22 protein-coding genes are annotated in these 26,974 nt (G+C 70.4%); 19 read left to right on the plus strand and 3 right to left on the minus strand.

Annotated features, from left to right (window positions below; all coding sequences use genetic code 11):
* Nucleotides 1–11 precede the first annotated feature (11 nt).
* Both nrdR and DEJ31_RS09580 read left to right on the plus strand, forming a co-directional pair.
* Nucleotides 12–503 (plus strand): transcriptional regulator NrdR, encoded by a 492-nt coding sequence (gene nrdR / locus DEJ31_RS09575; protein WP_110903118.1) that lies wholly within the window; start codon nucleotides 12–14, stop codon nucleotides 501–503.
* Nucleotides 500–1,567: a quinone-dependent dihydroorotate dehydrogenase gene (locus DEJ31_RS09580; RefSeq protein WP_375537618.1), complete on the plus strand. Its 1,068-nt coding sequence runs from the start codon at nucleotides 500–502 to the stop codon at nucleotides 1,565–1,567. Before nrdR ends, DEJ31_RS09580 begins: the two co-directional genes overlap by 4 nt.
* 389 nt (nucleotides 1,568–1,956) lie before the next feature.
* Here DEJ31_RS09580 and DEJ31_RS09585 read toward each other — a convergent pair whose 3' ends face one another.
* Nucleotides 1,957–2,532: a DUF3043 domain-containing protein gene (locus tag DEJ31_RS09585; protein ID WP_258366248.1), complete on the minus strand. Its 576-nt coding sequence runs from the start codon at nucleotides 2,530–2,532 to the stop codon at nucleotides 1,957–1,959.
* Nucleotides 2,533–2,583: 51 nt separating this feature from the next.
* Here DEJ31_RS09585 and DEJ31_RS09590 point away from each other — a divergent pair, with 51 nt between their 5' ends.
* From DEJ31_RS09590 to DEJ31_RS09615, 6 genes are all read left to right on the plus strand, one after another.
* Nucleotides 2,584–4,062: a dipeptidase gene (locus DEJ31_RS09590; RefSeq protein WP_111121749.1), complete on the plus strand. Its 1,479-nt coding sequence runs from the start codon at nucleotides 2,584–2,586 to the stop codon at nucleotides 4,060–4,062.
* Nucleotides 4,063–4,166: 104 nt separating this feature from the next.
* A complete protein-coding gene (locus DEJ31_RS09595) occupies nucleotides 4,167–4,535 on the plus strand; it encodes an iron-sulfur cluster assembly accessory protein (protein WP_110903120.1) in 369 nt (122 codons plus the stop codon).
* Between the two features lie 358 nt (nucleotides 4,536–4,893).
* The gene (coxB, locus tag DEJ31_RS09600) at nucleotides 4,894–5,796 is read left to right on the plus strand and encodes a cytochrome c oxidase subunit II (RefSeq protein WP_110903121.1); all 903 of its coding nucleotides are present in this window, start codon (nucleotides 4,894–4,896) and stop codon (nucleotides 5,794–5,796) included.
* A 12-nt stretch (nucleotides 5,797–5,808) separates the two neighbouring features.
* Nucleotides 5,809–7,548 (plus strand): cytochrome c oxidase subunit I, encoded by a 1,740-nt coding sequence (ctaD, locus tag DEJ31_RS09605; protein WP_181421521.1) that lies wholly within the window; start codon nucleotides 5,809–5,811, stop codon nucleotides 7,546–7,548.
* Nucleotides 7,549–7,553: 5 nt separating this feature from the next.
* A complete protein-coding gene (locus DEJ31_RS09610) occupies nucleotides 7,554–7,970 on the plus strand; it encodes a cytochrome c oxidase subunit 4 (protein ID WP_110903122.1) in 417 nt (138 codons plus the stop codon).
* A gap of 226 nt (nucleotides 7,971–8,196) precedes the next feature.
* Entirely contained in the window at nucleotides 8,197–9,570 is a 1,374-nt protein-coding gene (locus tag DEJ31_RS09615) for a glucose-6-phosphate dehydrogenase (RefSeq protein WP_111121750.1), read from the plus strand.
* 104 nt (nucleotides 9,571–9,674) lie between these two features.
* Here DEJ31_RS09615 and DEJ31_RS09620 read toward each other — a convergent pair whose 3' ends face one another.
* Together DEJ31_RS09620 and DEJ31_RS09625 are read right to left on the minus strand one after the other, a co-directional pair.
* Nucleotides 9,675–11,600 (minus strand): glycoside hydrolase family 15 protein, encoded by a 1,926-nt coding sequence (locus tag DEJ31_RS09620; RefSeq protein ID WP_258366253.1) that lies wholly within the window; start codon nucleotides 11,598–11,600, stop codon nucleotides 9,675–9,677.
* Nucleotides 11,601–11,669: 69 nt separating this feature from the next.
* Complete coding sequence (locus tag DEJ31_RS09625) at nucleotides 11,670–12,752, minus strand: App1 family protein (protein WP_375334559.1); 1,083 nt, start codon at nucleotides 12,750–12,752, stop codon at nucleotides 11,670–11,672.
* A gap of 211 nt (nucleotides 12,753–12,963) precedes the next feature.
* On the opposite strand from DEJ31_RS09625, the gene DEJ31_RS17195 reads away from it, so the two are divergent.
* The 11 genes from DEJ31_RS17195 (at nucleotide 12,964) to DEJ31_RS09685 (ending at nucleotide 26,614) form a co-directional block, all read left to right on the plus strand.
* A complete protein-coding gene (locus DEJ31_RS17195; RefSeq protein ID WP_181421522.1) occupies nucleotides 12,964–13,611 on the plus strand; it encodes a TetR/AcrR family transcriptional regulator in 648 nt (215 codons plus the stop codon).
* A gap of 179 nt (nucleotides 13,612–13,790) precedes the next feature.
* On the plus strand, nucleotides 13,791–14,696 hold the full coding sequence (locus DEJ31_RS09635) for an ABC transporter ATP-binding protein (protein WP_111044857.1): 906 nt from the start codon (nucleotides 13,791–13,793) through the stop codon (nucleotides 14,694–14,696).
* A complete protein-coding gene (locus tag DEJ31_RS09640; RefSeq protein ID WP_110903127.1) occupies nucleotides 14,693–15,409 on the plus strand; it encodes an ABC transporter permease in 717 nt (238 codons plus the stop codon). The genes DEJ31_RS09635 and DEJ31_RS09640 overlap by 4 nt, the downstream gene beginning before the upstream one ends.
* Nucleotides 15,406–16,134 (plus strand): ABC transporter permease, encoded by a 729-nt coding sequence (locus tag DEJ31_RS09645; protein ID WP_110903128.1) that lies wholly within the window; start codon nucleotides 15,406–15,408, stop codon nucleotides 16,132–16,134. The genes DEJ31_RS09640 and DEJ31_RS09645 overlap by 4 nt, the downstream gene beginning before the upstream one ends.
* Nucleotides 16,131–17,054 carry an ABC transporter substrate-binding protein gene (locus DEJ31_RS09650; RefSeq protein WP_110903129.1) on the plus strand — a complete coding sequence of 308 codons (924 nt, stop codon included), beginning with the start codon at nucleotides 16,131–16,133 and terminating at the stop codon, nucleotides 17,052–17,054. The genes DEJ31_RS09645 and DEJ31_RS09650 overlap by 4 nt, the downstream gene beginning before the upstream one ends.
* A 207-nt stretch (nucleotides 17,055–17,261) precedes the next feature.
* Nucleotides 17,262–18,674, plus strand: a complete 1,413-nt coding sequence (locus DEJ31_RS09655; protein ID WP_111121751.1) for a cytochrome ubiquinol oxidase subunit I — start codon at nucleotides 17,262–17,264, stop codon at nucleotides 18,672–18,674.
* Nucleotides 18,675–18,692: 18 nt separating this feature from the next.
* The gene (gene cydB / locus DEJ31_RS09660) at nucleotides 18,693–19,697 is read left to right on the plus strand and encodes a cytochrome d ubiquinol oxidase subunit II (RefSeq protein WP_110903131.1); all 1,005 of its coding nucleotides are present in this window, start codon (nucleotides 18,693–18,695) and stop codon (nucleotides 19,695–19,697) included.
* A 13-nt stretch (nucleotides 19,698–19,710) separates the two neighbouring features.
* Nucleotides 19,711–21,390 (plus strand): thiol reductant ABC exporter subunit CydD, encoded by a 1,680-nt coding sequence (gene cydD / locus DEJ31_RS09665; RefSeq protein WP_111044854.1) that lies wholly within the window; start codon nucleotides 19,711–19,713, stop codon nucleotides 21,388–21,390.
* Nucleotides 21,387–23,102, plus strand: a complete 1,716-nt coding sequence (cydC, locus tag DEJ31_RS09670) for a thiol reductant ABC exporter subunit CydC (RefSeq protein WP_111121752.1) — start codon at nucleotides 21,387–21,389, stop codon at nucleotides 23,100–23,102. Before cydD ends, cydC begins: the two co-directional genes overlap by 4 nt.
* A gap of 50 nt (nucleotides 23,103–23,152) precedes the next feature.
* Nucleotides 23,153–25,699 carry a leucine--tRNA ligase gene (leuS, locus tag DEJ31_RS09675; RefSeq protein WP_111121770.1) on the plus strand — a complete coding sequence of 849 codons (2,547 nt, stop codon included), beginning with the start codon at nucleotides 23,153–23,155 and terminating at the stop codon, nucleotides 25,697–25,699.
* 195 nt (nucleotides 25,700–25,894) lie between these two features.
* Entirely contained in the window at nucleotides 25,895–26,614 is a 720-nt protein-coding gene (locus DEJ31_RS09685) for a ComEA family DNA-binding protein (protein ID WP_111121754.1), read from the plus strand.
* Nucleotides 26,615–26,974 lie beyond the last annotated feature (360 nt).

The raw sequence follows: 26,974 nt of genomic DNA on the forward strand, positions 1-26,974 counted from the left end.
CTGAGGGCGCCATGTTCTGCCCCTTCTGCCGCCACCCGGACTCCCGTGTCGTCGACTCCCGGACGAGCGACGACGGAACCTCCATCCGCCGACGCCGCCAGTGCCCGAACTGCGGACGACGGTTCTCGACCACCGAGACCGCCTCACTGAACGTGGTGAAGCGCAACGGTGTCCTCGAGCCCTTCAGCCGCGAGAAGATCATCTCGGGCGTGCGGAAGGCCTGCCAGGGTCGACCCGTCACCGACTCGGACCTCGCGGTGCTCGCGCAGCGTGTGGAGGAGATCGTCCGGTCCTCCGGCGCGAGCCAGATCGAGGCGAACGACATCGGTCTGGCGATCCTCGGCCCGCTGCGCGAACTCGACGAGGTCGCGTACCTGCGGTACGCCAGCGTCTACCAGGCGTTCGACTCCCTCGAGGACTTCGAGGACGCCATCGGCCAGCTGCGCATCGACCACCACAGCGCGTCCGGTGCGGATCGTCCCGCGGACGGCGCCAGCGCGTGAGCGGCCTGGAGTCCCTCGTCCGCGCCGGGTACGGGATGGTCTTCCGGAACGTCTTCGCAAAGATGGACCCCGAGCGCGCGCACCACCTGGCGTTCAGCGTCATCCGGCTCCTCCCGCACGTGCCCGTCATCGGTGGTGCCGTGGAGCGGTACGCCAGGCCCTCCGCCGAGGACGGCATCACCACGATGGGGATCCACTTCCCGTCCCGCTTCGGTCTGGCCGCCGGGTTCGACAAGGACGCCCGTGGCATCGCCGGACTCGGCGTCCTGGGCTTCGGGCACGTCGAGGTCGGCACCATCACGGCGCGCCCCCAGCCGGGCAACGAACGACCCCGGCTGTTCCGACTCATCCCGGACCGGGCGCTGATCAACCGGATGGGGTTCAACAACCACGGTGCCGTCAAGGCCGCCGGCCGACTCGAGCGTGCGCGCCGCAACCCGGGCCGACCGGTGATCGGCGTCAACATCGGCAAGAGCCGCGTCGTCTCCGTCGAGGACGCGGTCGAGGACTACCTCGAGTCCGCGCGGCTGCTCGCCCCCTTCGCCGACTACCTGGCCGTCAACGTCAGCTCGCCGAACACCCCGGGCCTCCGCGGCCTGCAGGAACTCGACCAACTCCGACCGCTGCTCGCCGCGGTGCACGACGCCGCCGGCCGGACGCCGGTCCTGGTGAAGATCGCCCCGGACCTGACCGACGAGCAGATCGACGCCATCGCCGGACTCGCGGTCGAGCTCGGGCTGTCCGGGGTCATCGCGACGAACACGACGATCGAGCGCACGGGCCTCACCACGCCCGATGCGGACGTGCAGGCGATGGGTACCGGGGGACTCTCCGGAGCGCCGCTCGGTGCCCGCTCCCTCGAGGTCCTGCGTCGCGTGCGCGCTGCGGTGCCCGCCGGGTTCTGCGTCATCGCGGTCGGTGGCGTCACCTCCGAGGCCGACGTCCAGGCCCGGATCGCCGCCGGTGCCACGCTGGTGCAGGGCTACACGGCGTTCCTCTACGAGGGGCCGACCTGGGCGATGCGCATCAACCGGTTGCGGCGGAAGCGCCTGCGGCGACGCTGAGGCCGCGCCTGGCAAGTGGCTTCGTGCGGCGCGTCGCGGCGCCGGCGTCTCGGTGAGACGCCGCGCTCGGCGCGAGGCGCCGCCTTCCGCGCGAGACGCCGCGCACTTCGGCGGCGTCTCACGCATACGGCGGCGTCTCGGCCGGGAGGCTCGTGGCGGGGCCGCCACGAGCCTCCCGTCGGCTGGGCGGGCGCTGGCGCCGGCGTCTCGGCGAGACGCCGCCTTCCGGGTGAGACGCCGCCTTCCGCATGAGACGCCGCGGATCTCGGCGGCGTCTCACGCACTCGGCGGCGTCTCGGCCGGGAGGCCGGGCCGCACCGCCGGCCCCACACGACGCAGCGCCGCCGACCCGGAGGTCGACGGCGCTGCGGCGCTCGAACGGCACGAGGTCAGAGCGTCGGGTACTGCCCGCGCTTGACCTGCGGCTTCGGCAGGCGGAGGAACCGGAGCTGCCACGCACGGGTCAGGATGTAGAGGAAGTTCCCACGCTGGAACTCCTGCCCGGTCGCGGCGAACTTCCGGCGCAGCGCGAACCACAGCACGGCGCAGTCGAGGACGAACAGCAGCACGAACGCCCAGACGAACAGCAGTGAGTACGAGGCAGCAGCGGTCTGCGCCGCGAGGAACCCGACGAGCAGGAACAGGATGAGCACCGGCATCATGACCTCGCCCACGTTCCAGCGGGCGTCGATGTAGTTGCGGATGAACCGGCGCTGCTCGCCGCGGTCCTTCGCCGGCAGGTAGCGCTCTTCGCCGTTCGCCATGCCGACGCGGGCACGTTCGCGATCACCGTTCAGACGCGAGCGAGCGGCCTTCTTGTCCGCCGGGCTGTTGCCGACGATCGGGCGCTTGTTGGCGGCTTCACGTTCGCGGCGCGAGGGCGTGGGGCGACCCTTGCCGTGCGCGACGAGCTCGTCGTCGGCCGGGTTCACGGTCACGTTGGTCTTGGGGGTTGCCTTCGCCACGGTCGTTCCTAACGGCGCTCTGCGTGCTGGACGTCCTCTAGATTACCGGCCATGACCGACACCGAGAAGCACACCTCCGCAGCGGGGCCCCAGGCGCCCGCGACCGACCCCGCTCTGCTGGCGGCGCTGCGCGAGCACGTGCACGGCGCGCTGCCCGCCACGATCGCCGACCTGTCCGCACTCGTGCGCATCCCGTCGGTGTCGTGGTCGGCGTTCGACCCGGCGCACGTGCGCCGGAACGCGGAGGCCGTGGCCGAGCTGGTGCGCTCGACCCAGGTGTTCGACGAGGTCCGGATCGTGCGCTCCGCGGTCGGGGGCGACACGCCCGCCGACGCGGACACGGTGGCACCGGGCGACGAGTCCGTCGAGCTCGGGCAGCCGGCGGTCCTGGCGGTGCGGCCGGCCCGGAACGGCAAGGCGACGGTGATGCTCTACGCCCACCACGACGTGCAGCCCCAGGGCGACGACGCGCTGTGGGAGACGCCGCCGTTCGAGCCGACCCTGCGCGGCGACCGGCTCTACGGGCGCGGTGCCTCGGACGACAAGGCCGGCGTGATGACCCACGTCGCCGCACTCCGGGCCGTGCACGCCCAGTTCGGCGAGGACCTGGACGTCGGCATCGTGCTGTTCATCGAGGGGGAGGAGGAGTTCGGCTCCCGCTCGTTCCGCACCTTCCTGCGCGAGCAGCGCGAGCACCTGGCCGCGGACGTCATCGTCGTGGCCGACAGTGACAACTGGTCGACCGAGGTGCCGGCGATCACGGTGTCGCTCCGTGGCAACACGACGTTCAAGCTCACCGTGACGACGCTCGAGCACGCCAGCCACAGCGGCATGTACGGCGGCGCCGCCCCGGACGCGATGATGCCGATGGTGCGCCTGCTGGCCTCGCTGCACGACGACGACGGCGCGGTCGCCGTGTCCGGTCTGACGGCGCACGACGCCCCGGTGCCCGAGCGGTCCGAGTCGGACTTCGCGACCGAGGCCGCCCTGGTCGACGGTGCCCACCCCGTGGGCACCGGTCCGGTGCTGTCGCGGATGTGGTTCCAGCCGTCGATCACGGTGACGGGCCTCGACGTCCCGAGCGTCGCGAACGCCTCGAACACGCTGATCCCGACGGTCGCGGCGCGTGTGTCGGTCCGCGTCGCCCCGGGCCAGGCGGCGACGGAGGCCTTCGCCGCGGTGGAGGCCCACCTGCGTGCGCACGTCCCCTTCGGTGCCCGCATGGAGATCACCGAGGTCGACGCCGGCGACGGGTTCCTGGTCGACGCGACCGGCTGGGCCGTCCAGGAGGCCCGCACGGCCATGTCCGAGGGCTGGGGCGCGGCCCCGGTGGAGCAGGGCATCGGTGGGTCGATCCCGTTCGTGTCGGACCTGGCGGCGGAGTTCCCCGAGGCCCAGATCCTGGTCACCGGTGTCGAGGACCCCGACACGCGGGCGCACAGCCCGAACGAGTCCCAGCACCTCGGCGTGCTGCACCGCGCGATCGTCTCGGAGGCGATCCTCCTGGCACGGCTGCAGGGTCGCGGGTGACCCCCGTCCTCCACAGGTCCTGGATCGGGACCCCGCTCGTCGGTGCACGTGCTTAGAATCGACGCGACGGCCGGTGAACGACACCGCCAGCAAGGGAGACGTCGATGAGCGACACCATCACGACCGAAGCAGCGACCGACGCCAAGTCGCACGGTGTGCTGCTGAGCGACGCGGCCTCGGCGAAGGTCGCCAGCCTGCTCGAGCAGGAAGGCCGCGACGACCTGCGCCTCCGCCTCGCCGTCCAGCCCGGCGGCTGCTCGGGTCTCATCTACCAGCTCTACTTCGACGAGCGACTCCTCGACGGTGACGCCACGGCCGAGTTCGACGGGGTGGAAGTGGTCGTCGACAAGATGAGCGTCCCGTACCTCGACGGCGCCACGATCGACTTCGAAGACACGATCCAGAAGCAGGGCTTCACGATCGACAACCCGAACGCGCAGGGCTCCTGCGCGTGTGGTGACAGCTTCCACTGATCACCGGACGGGCTGGTCGCTGGGCCGCGGAACACGCGGGGGAGCGACGACACGCGAACGGGGAGCGGCCGAGACGGCCGCTCCCCGTTCGCGTTCCCGCATCTCGATCGTCACGGACATCACCGCCGACGCAGATGACCAGGGGAAACCGCCCCTGGCAGCGCCGTTTCCGTCCACAACGCGTGTCGGTTGTGCGCTCGGTGTCGATGGCTGCGAGTAGGCTAGGAGTGTTCCAACCAAGCTGGGAGTCACCCACGCGTCAGCCCTGCGGCTGACCTCGGTGCTCGTCGACGGGGTCACCGTCGGCGCCGGTCGCACGACGACCGGTTCCCGGGCCACGTCTTTCCGAGAGGTAACAGTGCGTTCGAATCGCCGTATACGTTGGGCGGCCGTGCCGGTGGCCGTCGGTCTGGTCATCGCACTGGCTGGCTGCACGCAGCAGCAGATGAACGGATGGCTCCCGGGCACGGAGCAGACGAAGGACGTCACCAACCACACGAGCCGCATCGTCGGCCTGTGGACGACGAGCTGGATCGTCCTGTTGGCCGTGGGTCTGATCGTCTGGGGCCTGATCATCTGGGCCGCGATCGTGTACCGCCGCCGGAAGGGCCAGACCGGCCTGCCGGTGCAGATGCGGTACAACATGCCGCTCGAGATCTTCTACACGATCGTGCCGCTGATCCTCGTCCTCGGCTTCTTCGCCTTCACCGCGAAGGACCAGGAAGCGATCGAGAAGCCGTTCGCGCAGCCCGATGCCACCGTGCACGTGTACGGCAAGCGCTGGGGCTGGGACTTCAACTACATCAACAAGGACAACCCGAAGGAAAGCGTCTACTACCAGGGCATCCAGGCCCAGGAAGAGGAGAACGGTGGCGGCGCCATCGACGAGTCGCTCCTCCCGACGCTGTACCTGCCGGTGGGCAAGAAGGTCGAGATCGAGCTCAGCTCTCGCGACGTCAACCACTCCTTCTGGGTCATCGACTTCCTCTACAAGAAGGACATGCTGCCGGGTCGTACGAACTACGAGTACTTCATCCCGGAGAAGGAAGGCACCTACCAGGGCAAGTGCGCCGAGCTCTGCGGTGAGTACCACTCCCTCATGCTCTTCCAGGTGAAGGTCGTGTCGCAGGCGAAGTACGACGACTACCTCTCGTCCCTCAAGGACCAGGGCAAGGTCGGTCTGCTCGGCAACGAGTACGACACCAACACGAACCAGCCGAACAACGAGGCGCCTGCCGAGGCGTCCAGCGAGAAGAAGTAAGGGCGCGTCTCAATGACAACGTCATTCGTCGGCCAGGCGACCACCAGGCCTTCTACGCCGGACTTCCAGGCGTCGAAGGTCGGCCGCAAGGGCAACATCATCGTTCGGTGGGCGACGTCCACCGACCACAAGACGATCGGGTACATGTACCTGATCACCTCGTTCCTCTACTTCCTGCTGGCCGGCATCATGGCGCTCGTCATCCGCGCGCAGCTGTTCGAGCCGGGGCTCCAGGTCGTCGCGACCAAGGAGCAGTACAACCAGCTCTTCACGATGCACGGCACGATCATGCTGCTGATGTTCGCGACGCCGCTGTTCTCCGGCTTCGCGAACGCGATCATGCCGCTCCAGATCGGTGCACCGGACGTCGCGTTCCCGCGTCTGAACGGCCTGGCCTTCTGGATGTACTTCTTCGGCAGCGCGATCGCCGTCGGTGGCTTCCTCACCCCGCAGGGTGCAGCCTCGTTCGGGTGGTTCGCCTACGCGCCACTGAGTGACACGACGTTCACACCAGGGCTCGGCGGGACTCTGTGGGTCTTCGGGCTCGGCATGACGGGCTTCTCGACGATCCTCGGTGCGGTCAACTTCATCACCACGATCATCACGATGCGTGCCCCGGGCATGACGATGTTCCGCATGTCGATCTTCACGTGGAACGTGCTCGTCACGAGCCTCCTCGTGCTGATGGCCTTCCCGGTCCTCGCCGCCGCGCTGTTCGGCCTCGGTCTCGACCGTGTCTTCGACGCCCAGATCTTCAACCCGGCCAACGGCGGTGCCCTGCTCTGGCAGCACCTGTTCTGGTTCTTCGGCCACCCCGAGGTCTACATCATCGCGCTGCCGTTCTTCGGCATCGTGTCCGAGGTCTTCCCGGTGTTCAGCCGCAAGCCGATCTTCGGCTACAAGACCCTGGTCTACGCGACCATCACCATCGCGGCCCTCTCGGTCACTGTGTGGGCGCACCACATGTACGTCACCGGTGGCGTCCTCCTGCCGTGGTTCTCGCTGATGACGATGCTCATCGCGGTCCCGACCGGCGTGAAGATCTTCAACTGGGTCGGCACCATGTGGCGCGGTTCGGTGACGTTCGAGACGCCGATCCTCTGGGCCATCGGGTTCCTCGTGACGTTCACCTTCGGTGGTCTCACCGGCGTGATCCTGGCGTCCCCGCCGCTCGACTTCCACGTGTCCGACACGTACTTCGTCGTGGCGCACTTCCACTACGTGGTCTTCGGCACCGTCGTGTTCGCGATGTTCTCCGGCTTCTACTTCTGGTGGCCGAAGTTCACCGGCAAGATGCTGAACGAGCGCCTCGGCAAGATCCACTTCTGGCTGCTGTTCGTCGGGTTCCACACCACGTTCCTCATCCAGCACTGGCTGGGCGTCGTGGGCATGCCCCGTCGGTACGCGACCTACCTGCCGAACGACGGCTTCACCTGGATGAACCAGGTGTCGACGATCGGCTCGATGATCCTCGGCATCTCGTTCCTGCCGTTCATCTTCAACGTCTACGTCACCGCGCGGAACGCTCCGAAGGTGGCCGTCAACGACCCGTGGGGCTACGGCCGCTCGCTCGAGTGGGCGACCTCCTGCCCGCCGCCGCGTCACAACTTCACCTCGATCCCGCGGATCCGTTCCGAGTCCCCGGCGTTCGACCTGAACCACCCCGAGGCCGGCGTGCCGGTCGGCGTGGGCCCGGCGAAGGACGCACCTGACGCTCCGACCTACGACGCCGCGAAGGGCGAGGTGAAGTAGCCACCATGCGCGCCAACACCAATCTGTTCTGGATCCTGTTCGTCTTCTTCGTGCTCGCGGACGCCGCGTACACGATCTGGTCGATGATCTACTACGGCTCGGTCGAGTGGGTCGGCACCCTGTCGATCGGTCTGACCGGCATCATGTCCGCCTTCATCGCCTTCTACCTGGGTCGCGTCATGTCGGCCCAGGGCGGGGTGCTGCCGGAGGACCGCCAGGACGCCAACATCGAGGACGGTGACGCCGAGCTCGGGCACTTCAGCCCGTGGTCGTGGTGGCCGCTGTTCCTCGCGGCAGCGATCGCGCTCGTGTTCCTCGGGGTCGCCGCCGGCCTCTGGATCGTGCCGATCGGACTCGTGCTCGTCGCGATCACGCTTGTCGGCTGGGTCTACGAGTACTACCGCGGCAACTTCGGGCACTGACCCACGCCACACACGCTTCGGGCGGCACCATCTCGGTGCCGCCCGAACTGCGTCCGGGGCAGGCGGACCGCCGCCACCGGATGCACGCACCGAACAAGCACACGTCCGACCACCATCTGGAACGGCCCGGGAATCTCCCGGGCACGATGGACCTTGGCTCCTGAGGACCGCATGACCGCGGCCGCAGGTCCTGCGGACCGTCCACAAGCGAAAGGAGTCACCTCCGGTGACTGACAAGCGCACGCTCATCATCTTCGGCGCGACCGGCGACCTCGCCTCCCGCCTCCTCCTGCCGGGTCTCGGCACCTTCCTGCAGAGCGGCCGTTCCGTCCCGGTCCAGCTCATCGGCACGGGCCGCAGCGCCCGCAGCGAGGAGCAGTGGAAGGACGTCGTCACGAAGTCGTTCGCGTCGCAGGACGTGGCCGGCCCGGAGGTCGACGCGACCATCGGGTCGACGAAGTTCATCCAGGGCGACCCCACCGACCCGGATCACCTGAAGGCCCTGCTCGACGCGGCCGAGGCCGAGCCGATCCTGTACTTCGCGCTGCCGCCGCAGATCGCCTCCGACATCTGCGAGGCGCTGCAGCACGTCGAGCTCCCCGAGGGCACGACGCTGGCGTTCGAGAAGCCCTTCGGCACCGACGTCGCCAGTGCCGAGGCACTCAACAAGACGGTCCTCGAGCTCGTCCCCGAGGAGCGCGTGCACCGCACCGACCACTTCCTCGGCCGCACGACGGTCCTCAACATCATCGGTCTGCGCTTCGCGAACCGCCTGTTCGAGCCGATCTGGAACGCGGACAACATCGAGAAGGTCGACGTCTTCTACGACGAGACCCTGGGCCTCGAGAACCGCGCGCAGTACTACGACGAGGCCGGCGCCCTGGTCGACATGATCCAGTCGCACCTGCTCCAGATCCTGGCGCTCGTCACGATGGACGCCCCGGCGGCGATCGATTCCGTCGAGTTCCGCTCCTCGCTCGCCCGGGTCCTCCGCTCGACCCGCCTCAAGGGCGACGACGCGACCATCGCCTCCCGCCGCGCGGTCTACACGGCCGGCACGATCGACGGCAAGGAACTGCCGTCGTACCAGCAGGAGGACGGGGTCGACCCGTCGCGCGGGACCGAGACGCTGGCCGAGATCGAGGTCGAGGTCGACACCGCCCGCTGGGCCGGCGTCCCCTTCACCCTCCGCTCCGGCAAGGCGCTCGGCGCCAGCCGGAAAGAGGTGCTCATCACCTTCAAGCCCGTGACGCGCCTGCCCTCCGGTCTGACCGGGCGGCCGAAGGCCGACACGCTGCGCATCGTCCTCAACCCGGACGAGATCGAGCTGTCGGTCTCGGCCAACGGCGGCGGCAACCCGTTCGAGATGGGGCAGGTCACCCTGTCGTCCTCGTTCGACGACGGCGAGCTCACCCCCTACGGTGAGGTGCTGAACGGCATCTTCCACGACGACCCGCTGCTGTCCATCCGCGGCGACGTCGCGGAGCGCTGCTGGGAGATCGTCGAGCCGGTCGTCTCCGCATGGAAGTCCGGAGCAGTCCCGCTCGAGGAGTACCGCGCCGGTTCGCGCGGCCCTGCCGAGTGGGTCAGCTCCTCCTGACCGACGCGAGAACCGCATGACGGGAGGCCCGGTGCCAGCTGGCACCGGGCCTCCCGTCCGTGCGGGCGCACCGTCGGCAGAGTCCAACGGTGGGCCCGGTCGTGTCAGGCCGGCCGTCCGGCCCGCTCGCCCGCGCCGGTGACGCTCCACGTCCCGCCGTCGCGCTGCGCCGACCGCGTCCGGTGGCCGGCGGCCGCTCCCCGTGCACGTGCGATCGCATCGGCCGCGGTCACGAGGGTCAGGTGCGAGAGCGCCTGCGGGGTGTTGCCGATGTGGTGTCCGGTCGCGACGTCGATCTCCTCCGACAGCATGCCGACGTCGTTCGCGAAGCCGACCAGGACGTCCATGAGTCGTTCGGCGTCCGCGATCCGACCGGACCCGGCGTACTGCTCGACGAGCCAGAACGAGCAGGCCAGGAACGGGTGTTCCGCGCCGCTGAGACCGTCGAAGCCGGAGGACGTCCGGTACCGGAGCAGGAGCCCGTCGTCGCCGACGCGGAGGTCCTGCTCGATGGCCGCGACCGTGCCGAGCATCCGCGGGTCGTCCGGCTTGCAGTAGCCGATCTGTGGCAGGACGAGCAGGCTCGCGTCGACCTCGTCGGTGTCGTAGTGCTGCCGGTAGGCGCCGCGCTCGGCGTTCCATCCGTGTTCCTCGATCTCCGCGCGCACCTGGTCGCGCAGGGTCCGCCAGCGCTCGACGGGCCCCTCGAGGCCGAATTCCTCGCACGCGGCGACCCCGCGGTCGAACGCGGCCCAGATCATCGCGCGTGAGTGGGTGAAGTGTCGCCGCGGTCCGCGCATCTCCCAGATGCCGTTGTCGGGCTCCTGCCAGTGCTCCTCGACGTGGCTGAGGAGCGCACGCTGCAGGGACCACGAGGCGCCGCTCTCCTCGACGCCGAGCTCGCGGGCGTCGTGCAGCGCTGCCAGGACCTCTCCGAACACGTCGCCCTGGTACTGCGTGTACGCGCCGTTGCCGACCCGCACCGGCTTCGAGTCCGCGTACCCGGCCAGGTGGTCGAGCGTCCGTTCCGGCAGGTCCCGTTCGCCGGCGATGCCGTACATGATCTGCACGTCGTCGGGGTCACCCGCGATCGCGCGGAGCAGCCACGCCCGCCAGTGTGACGCCTCGTCGCGGTACCCGTGGGCGATCAGGGACGCGAGCGCCATCGACGCGTCACGCAGCCACACGAAGCGGTAGTCCCAGTTGCGTTCGCCGCCGGGGTCCTCCGGGAGGCTCGTGGTCGCGGCCGCCACGACACCCCCGGTCTCGGCGTGGGTCATGGCGCGCAGGTACATCAGCGAGCTGCGGACGGCGGACGCGTACCTGCCCTCGGCACGGGTGCGGGAGGTCCAGTCGTGCCACCAGTCGCGGGTGTGGTGCAGGGCGGCGCCGACGTCGAACGGCTCCGGGGGCTCACGGTGGGAGGGGTACCAGGTGAGGACGGTGTCGAGGACGTCGCCGTCCGCGATGGTCGTGGTGGCGGTGTGCCGGTGGTCGTCCGCCCGGAAGCGCGGGCCCCGGACGACGACGGCGTCCGGACCGGCGGTCGCGACGAGGACCGGTTCGTCGTCGTTGCCCACCTGACGGATCCAGGGCAGGACGTCCCCGTAGCCGAAGCGGATGCGCAGGACCTGGCGCATCTCGACCGTCCCGGTGAGCCCGCGGACCCGCCGGACGATGGTGGCCCGGTGCGCGTCGACCGGCATGAAGTCGGTGACCTCGACGACGCCGGTCGTGGTGGTCCACACGGTCGAGAGCACGAGGGAGTCGCCGTCGTGTCGGCGGACCGGGGTCGCGTCGGGGTCGGCGGGGCGGAGCGACCACTGACCGTCGTGCTCGTCGCCGAGCAGTGCCGCGAACGTCGACGCACTGTCGAAGCGGGGCAGGCACGCCCAGTCGACGTCACCGTCCCGGGTGACGAGTGCGGCCGTGTGACAGTCCCCGATGAGGGCGTGGTCCTCGATGCGCTGAGCCATGCCCTGATCGAACCACCCGCACCCCGGACGCGGCTGCGCTGAAGGTGCGTTCAGATCGCTCCCGGCATGACTTCGGCGGCGCGGCCGACAGCCGACAGCAGCCCGGGCGGTCGAGAGCCCGGGTCAGTCGAGGTCGGCGATCCCGACGCGTCCGAGCTCGGTCCAGAGGCCGGCGCCGTCCGGGGCGTAGACCCACGGCACGGTGGAGTCCCGAGTGCGCTCCTGGGCGCGCGATCGACCACCGGCGAGGACGGCCTCGCTCGTCGACAGCTGTCGGATCGCGACCGCGGCGACGTTCTCGGGGTGCTCGCGGGCGAACTCGCCGTAGAGGTGCTCGTCGTGCTGTCCGTCGTCACCGACGAGCAGCCACTGGATGTCCGGGAAGTCCCGCGCGAGGCGCCGCAGGTTGTCCTGCTTGTGCTGCTGTCCGCTCCGGAAGAAGCGGTCGTGGGTCGGGCCCCAGTCCGTGAGCAGCAGGGTGCCGGACGGGTACATGTTCCGGGTCAGGAAGCGCTGCAGGGTCGGCGCCACGTTCCACGCACCGGTGGAGAGGTACACGGTCGCCGCGCCCGGGTGCTGCGCGAGGATCCGTTCGTAGAGGACCGACATCCCCGGCACGGGACGGCGGGCGTGTTCGGTGAGCACGAACGAGTTCCAGGCGGCGAGCATCGGGCGGGGGAGGCTCGTCACCATCACGGTGTCGTCGATGTCCGACAGCAGGCCGAAGCGGGTGTCCGGATGCACCACGAAGACGTCGGCGTCCACGTCGCGCATGCCGCCGGCGGACAGTCGGATCGTCTGCCAGCCCGGCTCGAGGTCGATCGGGACGATCGCGTCGACCACACCACCGCGGTCGCTCTGGACGGTGTGCGTGCTGCCGCCGGCCGAGATGGTGACCTCGGCGTGGTCGACGGCCACGCTCGTGAAGCTGCGCCACCCGCGGACGCCCGTGTACGAGACGTCGGACGCCAGGCCGCGGCGGGTCAGCAGCACCCGGCAGAGCACGCGAACCCACCCCGGGGCGCCGTAGCCCGTGTACGGGATGACGGTCGGGACCTGGCCGCGCTTCCGGGCGTGCTGTTCGCGGTACTCCTGCACGGCGTCCTCGATGCGGGCGGCCCGGTGCAGGATCGGCTCCGGGATCGCGGTCTCCCACTGCTGGATGCCCCAGGGCGACTGTTCGCGGCGGTCGTGCTCGCGTTCCACTGACCGTGCGTCCCGCTGCGGGGTGGTTGCCCGGGGCGCGGCAGGGTCCGGAGGCGTCGACTCGGGCATCGCACCATCATCCCATGCGGGGTGGTCCCGCAACGGGGTCATGGACCCGACACCCGGGGAATCGCAGCCAAGACCAAGGCGGCGTCTGCGAGAGTTGCCGTCTCAGTCAGTCAGCCCGCGGTCACCGCGAGAAGGAGTTCACGTGCTCGTCACCGAGGTTTCGAACGCACTGCCGGGGGGATCATCACTGCTCAGGAACGAGCCGGTCCAGGCCCGCAGCTCGGCGCGCCTCGCAGGTCTGCTCGACGCGGCGGCCGCGGTCATCGACGAGATCGGCTTCGAGCGGCTCACGACGGCCATGGTCGCCGAGCGTGCCGGTGCGTCGATCGGCACGGTCTACCGGTACTTCCCGGACCGGATCGCCGTGGTCGAGGCCCTGGCCGTCCGGTGCACGCAGCGCCTCGCCGCCCGGTTCGTCGAGACGCTCGATGCCTCCGGCGCCACGACGTGGCAGGAGGGCTGCGACGCGCTCGTCGACATGACCGCGGAGATGTACCGCACCGAGCCCGGCTTCCGGGCGATCCGCTTCGCCGACATCGACACCACGTCCGGTGACGAGGACGCCGACCGACTCGCCGCACTCGGCGGAGCCGTCGGCACCGTGATGCGCGAGCGCTTCGACCTGCCTCAGTCCGAGGCGATCAACCGGGCCTGGGTCGTGCTGGCCGAGTCCGCGCACGCGGTCCTCGCCCGTGCGCACGTGGACCGCGAGAACCCGGACACCGAGCTGATCGCGGCGTACCGCGCGATGAGCCGGCCGTACCTGGAGTCGGTGATCGGGGCCTCCTGACCGCTGACCCACCTCGGACGCCCGTCCCTCCGTCGCGGAGGGGCGGGCGTTCGTGTCCGAAGTGCGCGGACCTGGGGTCGATGTCCGCCAGGCGTCATGCGCCGTCACGACCGAACCGCTATGGGCTCCGCACTGTACTGTCGTCCGGAGTCGGGCTACCTCCACCAAGAAGGGCACCCATGATCGAGTTCCGCTCGGTGCGCAAGACCTACCCGGACGGCACGAACGCTGTCGAGTCGTTCGACCTCGTGATCCCCTCGCGGACCACGACGGTGTTCGTCGGCTCGAGCGGTTGTGGCAAGACCACGCTCCTCCGGATGATCAACAGGATGATCGACCCGACCTCGGGGTCCGTCGAGATCGACGGTGAGGACATCGCGGGCGTCGACCCGGTGCAGCTCCGCCGTCGGATCGGCTACGTCATGCAGAACGCCGGTCTGCTGCCGCACCGCAGGGTCGTGGACAACATCGCGACGGTGCCGTTGCTCACCGGCGTCTCGAAGGCCGACGCGCGGAAGCGCGCGCTCGAGCTGATGGACACGGTCGGCCTCGACCGGTCGCTCGCCGATCGTTACCCGTCGCAGCTGTCCGGCGGGCAACAGCAGCGGGTCGGCGTCGCTCGCGGTCTCGCGGTCGACCCGAACATCCTGCTCATGGACGAGCCGTTCGGCGCCGTCGACCCGCTCGTCCGCAACGACCTGCAGGACGAACTGATCCGGCTGCAGCGTGAGCTGGGCAAGACGGTCGTGTTCGTGACGCACGACATCGACGAGGCCTTCAAACTCGGCGACCAGGTCGTCATCCTGAAGAAGGGCGGCGAGATCGCCCAGCAGGGGACGCCGGCGGAGATCCTGTCCGCGCCGGCGGACGACTTCGTCGCGAACTTCATCGGCGTCAGACGGGGCCGCCGGTCCCTCCGGGTCGAGCAGACCCCGACCGGTCCGGTCGTCGTGGACGGTGACGGCCGTGCCGCCGGCGTCCTCACCAGCCCCGTTGGCGTCGTCGACGCCGCTGCCGCTGTCCGCTCCGAGGCCGGGACGCCCAGCGTCCCGGGTGCTGCGGCGCAGGGTGGGAGCACCCGGTGAAGTGGGTGCTGTCGAACCTCGACACGATCGGGGACGACACGGTCGCGCACCTGGCGATCGCGATCCCGCCGATCATCATCGCCTTCCTGCTGTCGATCCCGATCGGGTGGCTCGTCGTCCGACTCCGGCGACCCGGCGCACGCCGGCTCAGCAGCGGGGTAGGCGGAGGCATCGTCACGTTCGCCGGGCTGCTCTACGCCGTCCCGTCGCTGCCGCTGTTCATCGCGCTGCCGGGCCTCATCGGCACCGGGCTGCAGGACCCCGTGAACATCGTCATCGGCCTGACGCTCTACGGCCTCGCCCTCATGGTCCGGTCCACCGTGGACGGCCTCGGTTCGGTCGACCCGGCCACCACGTCGGCGGCGACTGCGATGGGGTACTCCGGAGCGCAGCGGTTCTTCCGCGTCGACCTGCCGCTCTCCGGTCCGGTGCTGCTCGCGGGCCTCCGGGTCGTCTCGGTGTCCACGATCTCGCTGACCACGGTCGGTGCGGTGCTCGGTGTCCAGAGCCTCGGATCGCTCTTCACCGACGGCATCGGCCGGAACATCCCGGAGGAGATCGTCGCGGGTGTCGTGATGGTCCTCGTCCTGGCGTTCGCGACCGACGGGTTGCTCGTGCTGCTCGGTCGGATCGTGATGCCGTGGACGCGTCCATCGGCGCCCTCGAAGCGTGCGGCCCGCCGTGTGCTCCAGTCTGCGGAGCTCACGGCATGATCATCGGACAGGCCTTCGGCTGGGTCTTCGACCCGGCGAACTACGCCGGTCCCGACGGTGTCTCCGAGCGACTGTGGGAACACGTCTGGATCTCGCTGCTCGCCGTCGTCATCGCGTCGGTGATCGCGATCCCGATCGGCTACGCGATCGGCCACACCGGCAAGGCCCGGGGCTTCGCGATCGCCCTCTCCGGAGGCATCCGCGCCCTGCCGACGCTCGGTGTGCTCACCCTGGTGGGCCTCCTGCTCGGCGCGAACCTGCAGGCGCCGCTGTTCGCACTCGTCGTGCTCGCGATCCCGTCGGTGCTCGCCGGTGCGTACGCCGGCATCGAGTCCGTCGAACCGGTCACCGTCGACGCTGCCCGCGCGCAGGGCATGACCGGGTGGCAGATCCTGACCAAGGTCGAGATCCCGCTCGGACTGCCGCTGTTGGTCGGCGGTGTCCGCGCCGCCGTGCTCCAGGTCGTCGCCACCGCCACCCTCGCCGCCTACGTCGGATCGGGTGGGCTCGGCGGGTACGTGTTCCTCGGGCTCAAGACCCAGGACTACGCGATGATGCTCGGTGCCTCCATCCTCGTGATCGCACTCGCGATCGCGTTCGAGATCGTCTTCTCCGTGCTCCAGCGGGCGGTGGTGCCCGCGGGCATCGCCGACCGCCCGACGCGGCGACGCTCGGGATCGCGTGAGCGGCCCCACACCCCCATCCCGGAAGGAACCCCCTCGTGATCACAGCACCCAAGCTCCGCGCCGGCATCGCCGCCGCGGTCGCCGTCGGCGTGGCCGCCGCCCTCGCCGGCTGCTCCTCCAGCAGCCCGCTCGACAGCGGCTCCAGCTCGTCCTCGGACTCGAAGACGATCGTCGTCGGGTCGCAGCAGTACTACTCGAACGAGATCATCGCCGAGCTCTACGCCCAGGTCCTCGAGAAGGACGGCTTCCAGGTGAAGCGGAACTTCAACATCGGGCAGCGCGAGGTCTACCTCCCGCAGCTCGAGAAGGGCGCGATCGACGTCATGCCCGAGTACGGCGGCAACCTGCTGCAGTACTTCGACAAGGACTCGACCGCGAAGTCCGAGTCCGAGATCACGGCTGGCCTGAAGAGCTCCCTGCCGAAGGGGCTCCGTGCCCTGGACGCCGCCGAGGCCACCGACCAGGACAGCTACACCGTCACGAAGGAGTTCTCCGAGGAGAACGACGTGACGAGCCTCGCCGACCTGTCGAAGGTCAAGGGCACCCTGACCGTCGGCGCGAACTCGGAGAACCAGACCCGCCCGTACGGTCCGAAGGGTCTGAAGTCGGTCTACGGCGTGACGGTCCAGTCCAAGGCGATCGAGGACTCCGGCGGGGCCCTGACGGTCAAGGCGCTGAAGGACGGCACCGTGCAGCTCGCGGACATCTACACCGCCGACCCGAGCATCAAGGCGAACGACTTCGTGACGCTCGAGGACCCGAAGAACCTGATCGTTCCGCAGAACGTCACCCCGGTGGTCTCGAGCAAGGTCGACGACAAGGCGGCGGCCGACATCGACGAGGTGAGCAAGGTCCTGACGACCGAGGCGCTCATCGAGCTCAACACCAAGAGCACCGTCGACAAGGAGAAGGCCTCGACCATCGCGAAGGACTTCCTGACCGACGAGGGGCTGCTCTAGGTCCCACGGACACCCGGTCCCCGCGTCGTTGCGCGGGGATCTCGACGACAGGCGTCGGGCATCGAGCCCGGCGCCTGTCGGCGTTCCGGGGTCAGCCGTGCGTGACACATGTTCCGCACGGTTGTGCCGTGCACCGGCTGTGCACGTTCGTGCAGGAGGCCCCTCTACAACTTGTCGAACCGGGACGCTCGACAGTACCGTCGAAGCATGAACGACCTCCTGGACCCGCTCCTGCTGTCGCGGTGGCAGTTCGGTCTGACGACGATCTACCACTTCCTCTTCGTCCCGCTGACGATCGGCATGGCCGTCGTCGTCGCGGTGTTCCAGACCGCCTGGGTCCGGACCGGTCGTGCGCACTACCTGCAGCTGACGCGGTTCTTCGGACGGATCTTCCTCATCAACTTCGCGATGGGGGTCGTCACCGGCATCGTGCAGGAGTTCCAGTTCGGCATGAACTGGTCGGACTACTCGCGCTTCGTCGGCGACGTCTTCGGCGCCCCGCTCGCGCTCGAGGGCATCCTGGCGTTCTTCTTCGAGGCGGCGTTCATCGGCGTCTGGATCTTCGGCTGGGACCGCCTTCCCCAGAAGCTGCACCTGGCGAGCATCTGGTGCGTCAGCGCAGGCACGATCATGTCGGCGTACTTCATCATCGCCGCGAACGCGTTCATGCAGCACCCCGTGGGCTACGCGATCAACGAGGCGAAGGGTCGCGCCGAACTCACCGACATCTGGGCCGTCCTCGGCAACAAGGTCGCCCTCGCCGCCTTCCCGCACACGGTCTTCGCGTGCTTCATGGTCGCCGCCGGCGTGATCATCTCGGTCGCCGCGTACCACCTGGCGCGCAACCAGAACCTCGAGACGATGATGCCGGCGCTGAAGTTCGGCCTCTGGACGATGGTCGCGGCCGGCGCCCTCACGGTCCTCACCGGTGACCAGCTCGGTCTCACCATGGTCGACACGCAGCCGATGAAGATGGCCGCGGCCGAGGCGCTGTACAACACCGCGACCGGCAAGGACGCCTCGTTCTCGATCTTCACGCTCGGCACGCCCGACGGTGTCACCGAACTCTTCTCGATCCGGGTGCCGTACCTGCTGTCCTTCCTGTCGACGCACACCTTCTCCGGCACGGTCGAGGGCATCAACGACCTGCAGGCGCAGTACACGCAGGTCTACGGGCCGGGCGACTACAAGCCGATCATCTGGGTGACCTACTGGTCCTTCCGCTGGATGATCGCCCTCGGGGTCGGCGCCGTGATGGTCTCGCTCGCCGGACTCTGGCTGACGCGCAAGGGCCGCTTCCCGCAGCAGCGGTGGGTCTGGCGCATCGCGATCTGGGCCGTGCCGCTGCCGATGGCCGCGATGGTCGTCGGCTGGGTCTTCACCGAGATGGGCCGCCAGCCCTGGCTCGTGTTCGGCCTGCTCAAGACGGCCGACGGCGTCTCCCCGAACGTGACGGGCCTCGAAGTCCTCGTCTCGCTCGTCGTGTTCACCCTCATCTACGGATCCCTCGCGGTGGTCGAGTTCCGACTGATCAAGAAGGTCGCCCAGGAGGGCCCGGCCGCCCCGGCCGAGGTCGACGCGGAGACCGGCGAGGTCAAGCACGAAGTGACGGTCTACTAGAGATGGAAGCTGCCTGAGATGGACCTGCCCGTTCTGTGGTTCGCGATCGTCGGACTCTTCTTCGTCGGGTACTTCGTGCTCGACGGGTTCGACTTCGGCGTCGGCATGTCCCTGCCGTTCCTCGGCAGGGACGACACCGACCGCCGTGTGCTCATCAACACCATCGGCCCGGTCTGGGACCTCAACGAGACCTGGGTGATCGTGGCGGGAGCCTGCCTGTTCGCCGCCTTCCCCGAGTGGTACGCGACGATGTTCTCCGGCTTCTACCTGGCACTGCTGCTCATCCTCGCCGCACTGATCCTGCGCGGGGTGTCGTTCGAGTACCGGCACCAGGACAAGCACCGGGCATGGAAGCGCCGGTTCGACCTGATGATCGTGGTCGGCAGCGCGGTGCCGTCGTTCCTCTGGGGCGTCGCGTTCGGCAACGTCGTCCGGGGGATCCCGATGGACTCCGGACACAACTACACCGGCACGCTGTTCGACCTGCTCAACCCGTTCGCACTGCTCGCCGGTGCCACCACCCTGCTGGTCTTCTTCACCCACGGCGTCGTGTTCGTGGCACTGAAGACCGAGGGTGAGATGCGCGAGCGGGCGATGCGCCTGGCGAAGCGGGCCGGAGTGGTCACGATCGTGGTCGCCGCCGTGTTCCTGGTCACGATGGCGCTCGTCCGGTCCTCCCCGACGTCGCTCGTGCTGTCGGCCGTCGGTGCCGTGGCCCTGGTCGTCGCGGTCCTCTGTGCCGCACGCGGTCGGGAGGGTCGCGCCTTCACCCTGATGGCCGTCACCATCGCGGCGGTCGTCCTGGCGATGTTCACCGCGGTGTTCCCGGACGTGATGCCCGCCACGAACGACCCGGCGAACAGCCTGACCGTCGCCAACGCCTCGTCCGGCACGTACACGCTGACGGTCATGAGCTGGGTCGCCCTGGTCTGCATCCCGCTCGTGCTGGCCTACCAGGCGTGGACGTACTGGGTCTTCCGCAAGCGGGTCTCGCGCGCCACCGTCGCGCAAGCCGCGCACTGAGCAGGAGGCACGTGTGAAGCCGCTCGATCCCCGCCTGCTCCGTCTGTCCCGGACGGCGCGCGGCTTCGTCGTGGCCGCCGCCGGCACCGGCGCGGTACGCACCATCGCGACCATCGCGATCGCCTGGGGGATCGCGGCCGCGGTGACCCAGGTCGTCGACGCGGTCCCCGCCGGTGCCGTCCCCGCGACGTTCGCCGGCACGCTCGCCCTGCTCGGCGGCGCGTTCCTGCTCCGCGCGGTCGCGGCCTGGGCGACCGACGACCTCGCCGCCCGCGCCGGTGCCCGCGTGAAGAGCGAACTCCGCGCCTCCGTGCTCCGGCGCGCGGCCGACCGGGGCCCCGGGTGGCTCGCCGGCCGGTCGAGCGCCGGTTTCGCCGCCACGCTCGGCCCCGGGCTCGACGCGCTGGACGCTTACTTCGGCCGGTACCTGCCGCAGCTCGCGCTCACCGCCGTCGCCACCCCGCTGCTGCTCGTCGCGATCGGCTTCGGCGACCTGACGAGTGCGGTCGTCATCGTCTGCGCGATGCCCGTCATCCCGGTGTTCATGGCCCTCATCGGTTTGGCCACCCGGTCGCTGCAGCAGCGGCAGGCCGACGCACTCGCCCGGCTCGGTGGGGCGTTCACCGAGGCCGTCGAGGGGCTCGCGACCCTCAAGGTGTTCGGTCGTGCCCGCCGCCAGGTCGGCCGCATCGGGCAGGTCACGGACGAGTACCGCCAGGGCACCATCGGTGTGCTGCGGCTGTCCTTCGTCAGCGGCTTCGCCCTCGAGCTGGCTGCGAGCCTGTCCGTCGCGCTCGTCGCGGTGTCGATCGGGATCCGGCTGGTCGACGGCTCGCTCGGCCTCGGCGCGGCGATGTTCGTCCTGGTCCTCGCCCCGGAGGCGTTCGCCCCGCTCCGGCAGGTCGGCGCCGACTTCCACGCGGCCCAGGACGGGGTGCAGGCGTCCCAGGCCGTCCTCGACGTGCTCGACGACCCCGACGTCCCGGTACCAGCTGCGCCGGACACCGTCGCCGCCGCCGGGGTGGACGTCCCGGCGCCGGCCCTGGTGCTCGCCGGGCTCACCGTGCACCGCTCCGACACGGTCGTCGGCCCGGTCGACCTCACCGCCCCGACCGGGACCGTCGTCGCCCTCTCCGGCCCGAGCGGCTCCGGCAAGTCCAGCCTGATCGCCGCGATCCGCGGGGTCCTCCCCGCCGACGGCACGGTCACGGTGCCCGGGCGTGCCGACCTGCCGGTCCTCGACCGCACCACCTGGGTCGACCAGCGTCCGCGACTGGTGCGCGGCACGGTCGCCGAGAACGTCGCCCTCAGCGCCCAGCCGGACACGGCGGACGTGCGGACCGCGCTCGGTGCGGTGGGGCTGGGAGTCGAGCCGGGCCTCCCGGTCGGCAGTGGCGGGTCCGGGCTGTCCGGCGGGCAGGCGCAGCGTGTCGCCGTCGCGCGCGGGCTGTACCGTGCGGCGCGGCTCGAGACGCCGCTGGTGCTCCTCGACGAGCCGACGTCGGCCCTCGACGCGGAGTCCGAGGCGCAGGTCGTCGCCGCCCTCCGCCGACTGGCGGACGCGGGGGCGGTCGTCGTCGTCGCGAGCCACCGACCCGCCGTCGTGGCCGCTGCCGACGTCGTCGTCGCGATCCGCGCCTCCGGATCCGTCACGGTCTCGGCGCAGCGGTCTCCACAGGAGGTGCCCGCATGAGCAGCGCCCGCGTGAGTCGCCCCGACGGCCGGGAGGCCCGCACCCGGTCAGTCCTCCGGCTCGCCCTGCCCCGTGGGCGGGGTTGGGTGAAGGCCGTCGCCGCCGGCGTGCTCAGCGCGCTCTGCGGGGTGGCCCTGCTCGCCGCCAGCGGGTACCTCATCACCCGCGCCGCCGAGCACCCGCCGATCCTCTACCTGACGCTGGTCATGGTCGGCGTCCGCGCCTTCGCCCTCGGGCGCGCGGTGTTCCGCTACGTGGACCGGCTCGCCGGGCACGACGCGTCGTTCCGCCAGCTCGCCGTCGTCCGGACCGAGATGTACCGTCGGCTCGCCTCGGTCGCTCCGGCCGGGCTCGGATCGACCGGGCGTGGCGACCTCATGACGCGGCTCGTCACCGACACCGACCGGCTGCAGGACCTGCCGATCCGGGTCGTCGGGCCGCTCGTCTCAGCGGGCGTCACCGCGTTCCTCTCGGTCGTCGCCGTCGCGTTCGTGTCCCTGCCGGCCGCCCTCGTGCTGCTGTCGGCCCTCGGCACGGCAGCCCTGGTCGGGACCGTCGTGACCGCCGCGGTCGCCCGCCGCTCCGATGTGGTGACCGCCGCCGACCGCGGGCGCGTCGCGGACCTGGTGCTCGACACCGTCCGCACGCTCGACGTGTTCGTGGCCTACGGCACGCTGGAGGAACGACTCACCCACATCGCGCGGCTCGACGACCGCGTCACGCGGGCCGTCCGCCGCCGCGGCGCCGTCGAGTCACTCGTCGGCGCGCTCGTCGGCCTGGTCGGCGGGGCTGCGGTCATCGGGACGCTGGCCGTGGGCGCACCGGCCGTCGTCAGTGGTGCCCTGGACGGCCCGTTCTGGGCACTGGCGGTGTTCGTCCCGCTCGCGCTGTTCGAGGTCGTCGGTGGTGTCCCGCTCGCCGTCCTCACACTCCGTCGGGTCCGGGCCGCCGCGGACCGCGTCGAACGGGTCGTCCCCGCGGAGCTGCCGGTCGGACTGGTGCCCGAACCGGAGGACGCTGCCAGCCCGGAGGCCCTCGTGGCGCCGGCCACCGTCACCGTCCGGGTCCGTGACCTGTCCGTCCGCTGGCCGGGCGTGCCGACCCCCGCGGTCGACGGGGTCTCGCTCGACCTGCACCCGGGCGAGGTCGTCGTGCTCAGCGGGCCGAGCGGCGCCGGCAAGTCGACGCTCGTGGACGCCCTCGTCCGGTTCGTCGACCACACCGGCAGCGTCACCCTGGACGGGACGGACGCGCGGACCATGCACCCCGACGCGGTCCGCGCCCGCATCGGTCTGATCGAGCAGGACCCGTTCGTGTTCGACCAGTCGGTCCGGCAGAACCTGCTCTTCGCGCGGGAGACCGCGACCGACGACGAACTGCTCGCCGTGCTCGACCGGGTCGGACTGGGGGACTGGGTCCGGCGTCGTGGGGGACTCGGCGCCGCCGTGGGGGAGCGCGGGTCGCTCGTGTCCGGGGGGCAGGCCCACCGGTTGGCGCTGGCGCGGGCCCTCCTGCACGAGTTCCCGGTCCTCGTGCTCGACGAGCCGACCGCCGACATCGACCCCGACCTCGGCCATGACGTGCTGCGCGACCTCGTGATGACCGCCCGCGCCGCCGGACGCTCCCTGCTCGTCGTGTCGCACGTGCCGGTGCCGGCCGACCTCGTCGACCGGACCCTGCGGATGCGGGACGGACGCCTGCTCGCGCGGTGACCCGGCGCACGGACGCGAGACGGTCCTGACGGCTTGTATCGTTGACGACCGTGACCATCGAGCAGCACGTCGAGGACCCGCACGCCTACGACTTCCGGCGCATCCAGCAGAAGTGGCAGGCGCGGTGGGAAGAGCTCGGCCTCTTCACCGCCGACCCCGACGACAAGCGCCCGCGCAAGTACATCCTCGAGATGTTCCCGTACCCCTCCGGCGACCTGCACATGGGGCACGCCGAGAACTGGGCGCTCGGGGACTTCGTCGCGCGCTACTGGCGCCAGCAGGGCTTCAACGTGCTGCACCCGATCGGCTGGGACTCGTTCGGCCTGCCCGCCGAGAACGCCGCCATCAAGCGCGGCGTCGACCCGAAGGACTGGACCTACGCGAACATCGCGCAGCAGAAGGCGTCCTTCAAGCGCTACGCGCCGTCGTTCGACTGGTCCACCGAGATCCACACCTCCGATCCCGAGTACTACAAGTGGAACCAGTGGTTGTTCCTCAAGATGTACGAGAAGGGCCTGGCGTACCGGAAGGACAGCTGGGTCAACTGGGACCCGGTGGACCAGACCGTCCTGGCCAACGAGCAGGTCCTGCCCGATGGCACCTCGGACCGCTCCGGTGCCGTCGTCGTCAAGAAGAAGCTGACGCAGTGGTACTTCAAGATCACGGACTACGCGGACCGGCTGCTCGACGACCTCAACCAGCTCGAGGGCCGGTGGCCGTCGAAGGTCATCGCGATGCAGCGCAACTGGATCGGCCGCTCGGTCGGTGCTGACGTCGACTTCGTCATCGAGGGCCGTGACGAGCCCGTCACCGTGTTCACCACGCGCCCGGACACCATCCACGGCGTGACCTTCCTGGTCGTCGCACCGGACTCCGACCTGGCCGCCGAGCTCGTCGCCGACCCGTCCGTCGACGATGCCACCCGCGCCGCGTTCCAGGACTACCTGGTCGCCACGCAGAAGGCGTCGGACATCGACCGGCAGAACGCCGACCGCCCGAAGACCGGTGTCCCGCTCGGCCGTTCGGCGATCCACCCGCTGACCGGGGAGCGCCTGCCGCTGTGGGCTGCCGACTACGTCCTCGCCGACTACGGCCACGGCGCCGTGATGGCCGTGCCCGCGCACGACCAGCGCGACCTGGACTTCGCCCGGGCCTTCGACCTGCCGGTGAAGGTCGTCGTCGACACGAACCAGCCGGTCACCGGTGCGATCCCGGTGATCACGGACGAGACCGAACTGCCCTCGATCGACCCGACGACCACCGGCGAAGCCCTCACCGGACAGGGTCGGATGGTCAACTCCGGTCCGCTCGACGGCATGAGCAAACAGCACGCCATCACCGCGGCGATCAGCCTGCTCGAGGAGCGCGGCACCGGTCGTGCCGCCAAGACCTACCGCCTGCGCGACTGGCTCATCTCGCGACAGCGCTTCTGGGGCACCCCGATCCCGATCATCCACGGCGAGGACGGCACCCAGTACCCGGTGCCCGAGGACCAGCTCCCGGTGGTCCTGCCCGACACCGAGGGCCTCGACCTCAAGCCGAAGGGCACCTCGCCCCTCGGCGGTGCCACCGACTGGGTGAACGTCCCGAACCCGGTCGACGGCAGCCCGGCCCGCCGCGACCCGGACACGATGGACACCTTCGTCGACTCGTCGTGGTACTTCCTGCGCTTCCTGTCCCCGCAGGACGAGACGCAGGCGTTCGACCCGGCACTCGTCAACAAGTGGGCGCCGGTCGACCAGTACATCGGCGGTGTCGAGCACGCGATCCTGCACCTGCTCTACGCACGCTTCGTCACGAAGGTGCTGTTCGACCTCGGCTACCTCGACTTCACCGAACCGTTCTCGGCGCTGCTCAACCAGGGCATGGTGCTCTCCGGCGGCTCGAAGATGTCGAAGTCGAAGGGCGGCGTCTCGCTCGGAGACGAGCTCGACGCGCACGGCGTCGACGCGATCCGCCTGGTGATGGGCTTCGCCGGCCCGCCCGAGGACGACATCAACTGGGAGGACGTCTCGCCCGCGGCCTCCGCACGCTTCCTGGCACGCGCCTACCGGATCGCCGTCGACGTCACCTCGACGCCGGACGCCGTCTGGTCCACCGGCGACCGCGGCGTCCGACAGGCCACGCACCGCTTCCTGGCGGACGCTCCGGGACTGATGGAGTCGTTCAAGTTCAACGTCGTGATCGCACGACTCATGGACCTGGTGAACGTGACCCGGAAGGCGATCGACAGCGGACCCGGTGCCGCGGACCCCGCCGTGCGTGAGGCCGCGGAGACGATCGCCCTCGGGCTCAGCGTCTTCGCGCCCTACACCGGCGAGGAGATGTGGCAGACGCTGGGTTACGACTCGTCGGTCGCCACGTTCGGCTGGCGGAAGGCCGACCCGACGCTGCTCGTGCAGGAGACCCTCACCGCGGTCGTGCAGGTCAACGGCAAGGTGCGCGACTCGTTCGAGGTGTCGAAGTCGATCGAGGCGGACGAGCTCGAGCAGCTCGCGCGCTCGTCGCACGCGGTGCAGCGGTACATCGGTGACCGCGAGATCGTGAAGGTCATCGTCCGGGCACCGAAGCTCGTCAACATCGCCATCAAGGGCTAGTCCCTCCGGGGCCGGGTCCTCCGGACCTGGTCCGTCCGGGGCCGATCCCTCCGGGGCCGATCCCTCCGGGGCCGGTCCCTCCGGGGCCGGTCCCTCCGGGGCCGGTCCCTCCACAGGGGGCGGCGCGCGGGCTCCGTCCACAGGTGGTCTGCGCGGGGCCCGGTCGACAGACCGGGCTCCGTAGCGTCTCGGGACATGTCCCGGTTCACGCTGTCACCCCGTGCCGCCCTCCTGCTGGTGGGCGTCGTGGCGCTGCTCGCGCTCGGGGTCGTCGTCGCCGGGTGGTGGGGCGGCGGTCGCGGGGACGAGGAGTCGGAGTCCGGCGTCGCGGTCGTGTCAGGGGCGCCGACGGTCGGTGTCCCGGAGCCGTCGGCGGCCGTGCCCCTCCCGTCGTCGACCGCTGCTCCCACTGCGTCCGCGTCGCCGGCGACCGCAGTGCTCTACGTCGTCGGGGCGGTCGAGCACGCGGGGGTCGTCATGGTGGGCGCCGACGCCCGTGTCGCGGACGCGCTGGCCGCAGCCGGGGGAGCGGTGGCGGACGCCGACCTGTCGCGGCTGAACCTGGCGCGGCCGGTCGTCGACGGCGAGCGGCTGTACGTGCCCCGCGTCGGCGAGACGGACGTCCCGGCCGAGCTGCCCGCGGGCGCGGGTGCTGGTCCCGGTGGCTCGGCCTCCGGGACCACGGGCTCGTCGGGTGCGGGCAGCGGTGCGGGGGCCGTGCCGGACGTCGTGGACCTCAACACCGCAGACGCCGCCGCGCTCGAGACGCTCCCCGGCATCGGGCCGGCGCTGGCGGAGCGGATCCTCTCCTGGCGCGACGAGCACGGCGGGTTCCGCTCGGTCGAGGACCTGCTCGAAGTCAGCGGCATCGGTGAGGGCCGGTTCGCCGAGCTGCAGGACCGGGTGCGGGTGTGAGCGGCCCGGTGCTGTCGGCTCCCGCTCGGAGCGCGTCCGGCGCGGCGCACGGCAGCGCGCTGCGGGCGTCGCTGGTCGACCTCCGGCTCGCTGGACCGGTCGCGGTGACGTGGATCGTCGTCGCGGTGCTCGTCGGCGTCCCCCGACTCGCCGGCGGGGTGGCCGTCGGCGCGGTCGTCCTCGGTCTGGCGTCGCTCGGCGTGCTCCTCTGGCGCGGGGTGTCCGTCCTCGTCCGGGCGATCGCGGCACTGGTGCTGACGACGGCCCTGCTGGTCGCCCTGACGGCCGCAGCGGTCACAGCCGGGCAGGCGCACCGGGCCCCGTCGATCGTGCGGCAGACGGCCGGCCACAGCCTGGAGG

Origin of the sequence: Curtobacterium sp. MCPF17_031 (assembly GCF_003234035.1) — a bacterium.
Classification (GTDB): domain Bacteria; phylum Actinomycetota; class Actinomycetes; order Actinomycetales; family Microbacteriaceae; genus Curtobacterium.

Excerpts from the sequence above, each read along its gene's own strand:
- cydC (WP_111121752.1), top strand. The coding sequence starts at position 21,387 with ATGAGCAGCGCCCGCGTGAGTCGCCCCGACGGCCGGGAGGCCCGCACC.
- ctaD (WP_181421521.1), top strand. The coding sequence starts at position 5,809 with ATGACAACGTCATTCGTCGGCCAGGCGACCACCAGGCCTTCTACGCCG.
- DEJ31_RS09655 (WP_111121751.1), top strand. The coding sequence starts at position 17,262 with ATGAACGACCTCCTGGACCCGCTCCTGCTGTCGCGGTGGCAGTTCGGT.
- nrdR (WP_110903118.1), top strand. The coding sequence starts at position 12 with ATGTTCTGCCCCTTCTGCCGCCACCCGGACTCCCGTGTCGTCGACTCC.
- DEJ31_RS09595 (WP_110903120.1), top strand. The coding sequence starts at position 4,167 with ATGAGCGACACCATCACGACCGAAGCAGCGACCGACGCCAAGTCGCAC.
- DEJ31_RS09610 (WP_110903122.1), top strand. The coding sequence starts at position 7,554 with ATGCGCGCCAACACCAATCTGTTCTGGATCCTGTTCGTCTTCTTCGTG.
- DEJ31_RS09645 (WP_110903128.1), top strand. The coding sequence starts at position 15,406 with ATGATCATCGGACAGGCCTTCGGCTGGGTCTTCGACCCGGCGAACTAC.
- DEJ31_RS09635 (WP_111044857.1), top strand. The coding sequence starts at position 13,791 with ATGATCGAGTTCCGCTCGGTGCGCAAGACCTACCCGGACGGCACGAAC.
- DEJ31_RS09590 (WP_111121749.1), top strand. The coding sequence starts at position 2,584 with ATGACCGACACCGAGAAGCACACCTCCGCAGCGGGGCCCCAGGCGCCC.
- cydB (WP_110903131.1), top strand. The coding sequence starts at position 18,693 with ATGGACCTGCCCGTTCTGTGGTTCGCGATCGTCGGACTCTTCTTCGTC.
- DEJ31_RS09685 (WP_111121754.1), top strand. The coding sequence starts at position 25,895 with ATGTCCCGGTTCACGCTGTCACCCCGTGCCGCCCTCCTGCTGGTGGGC.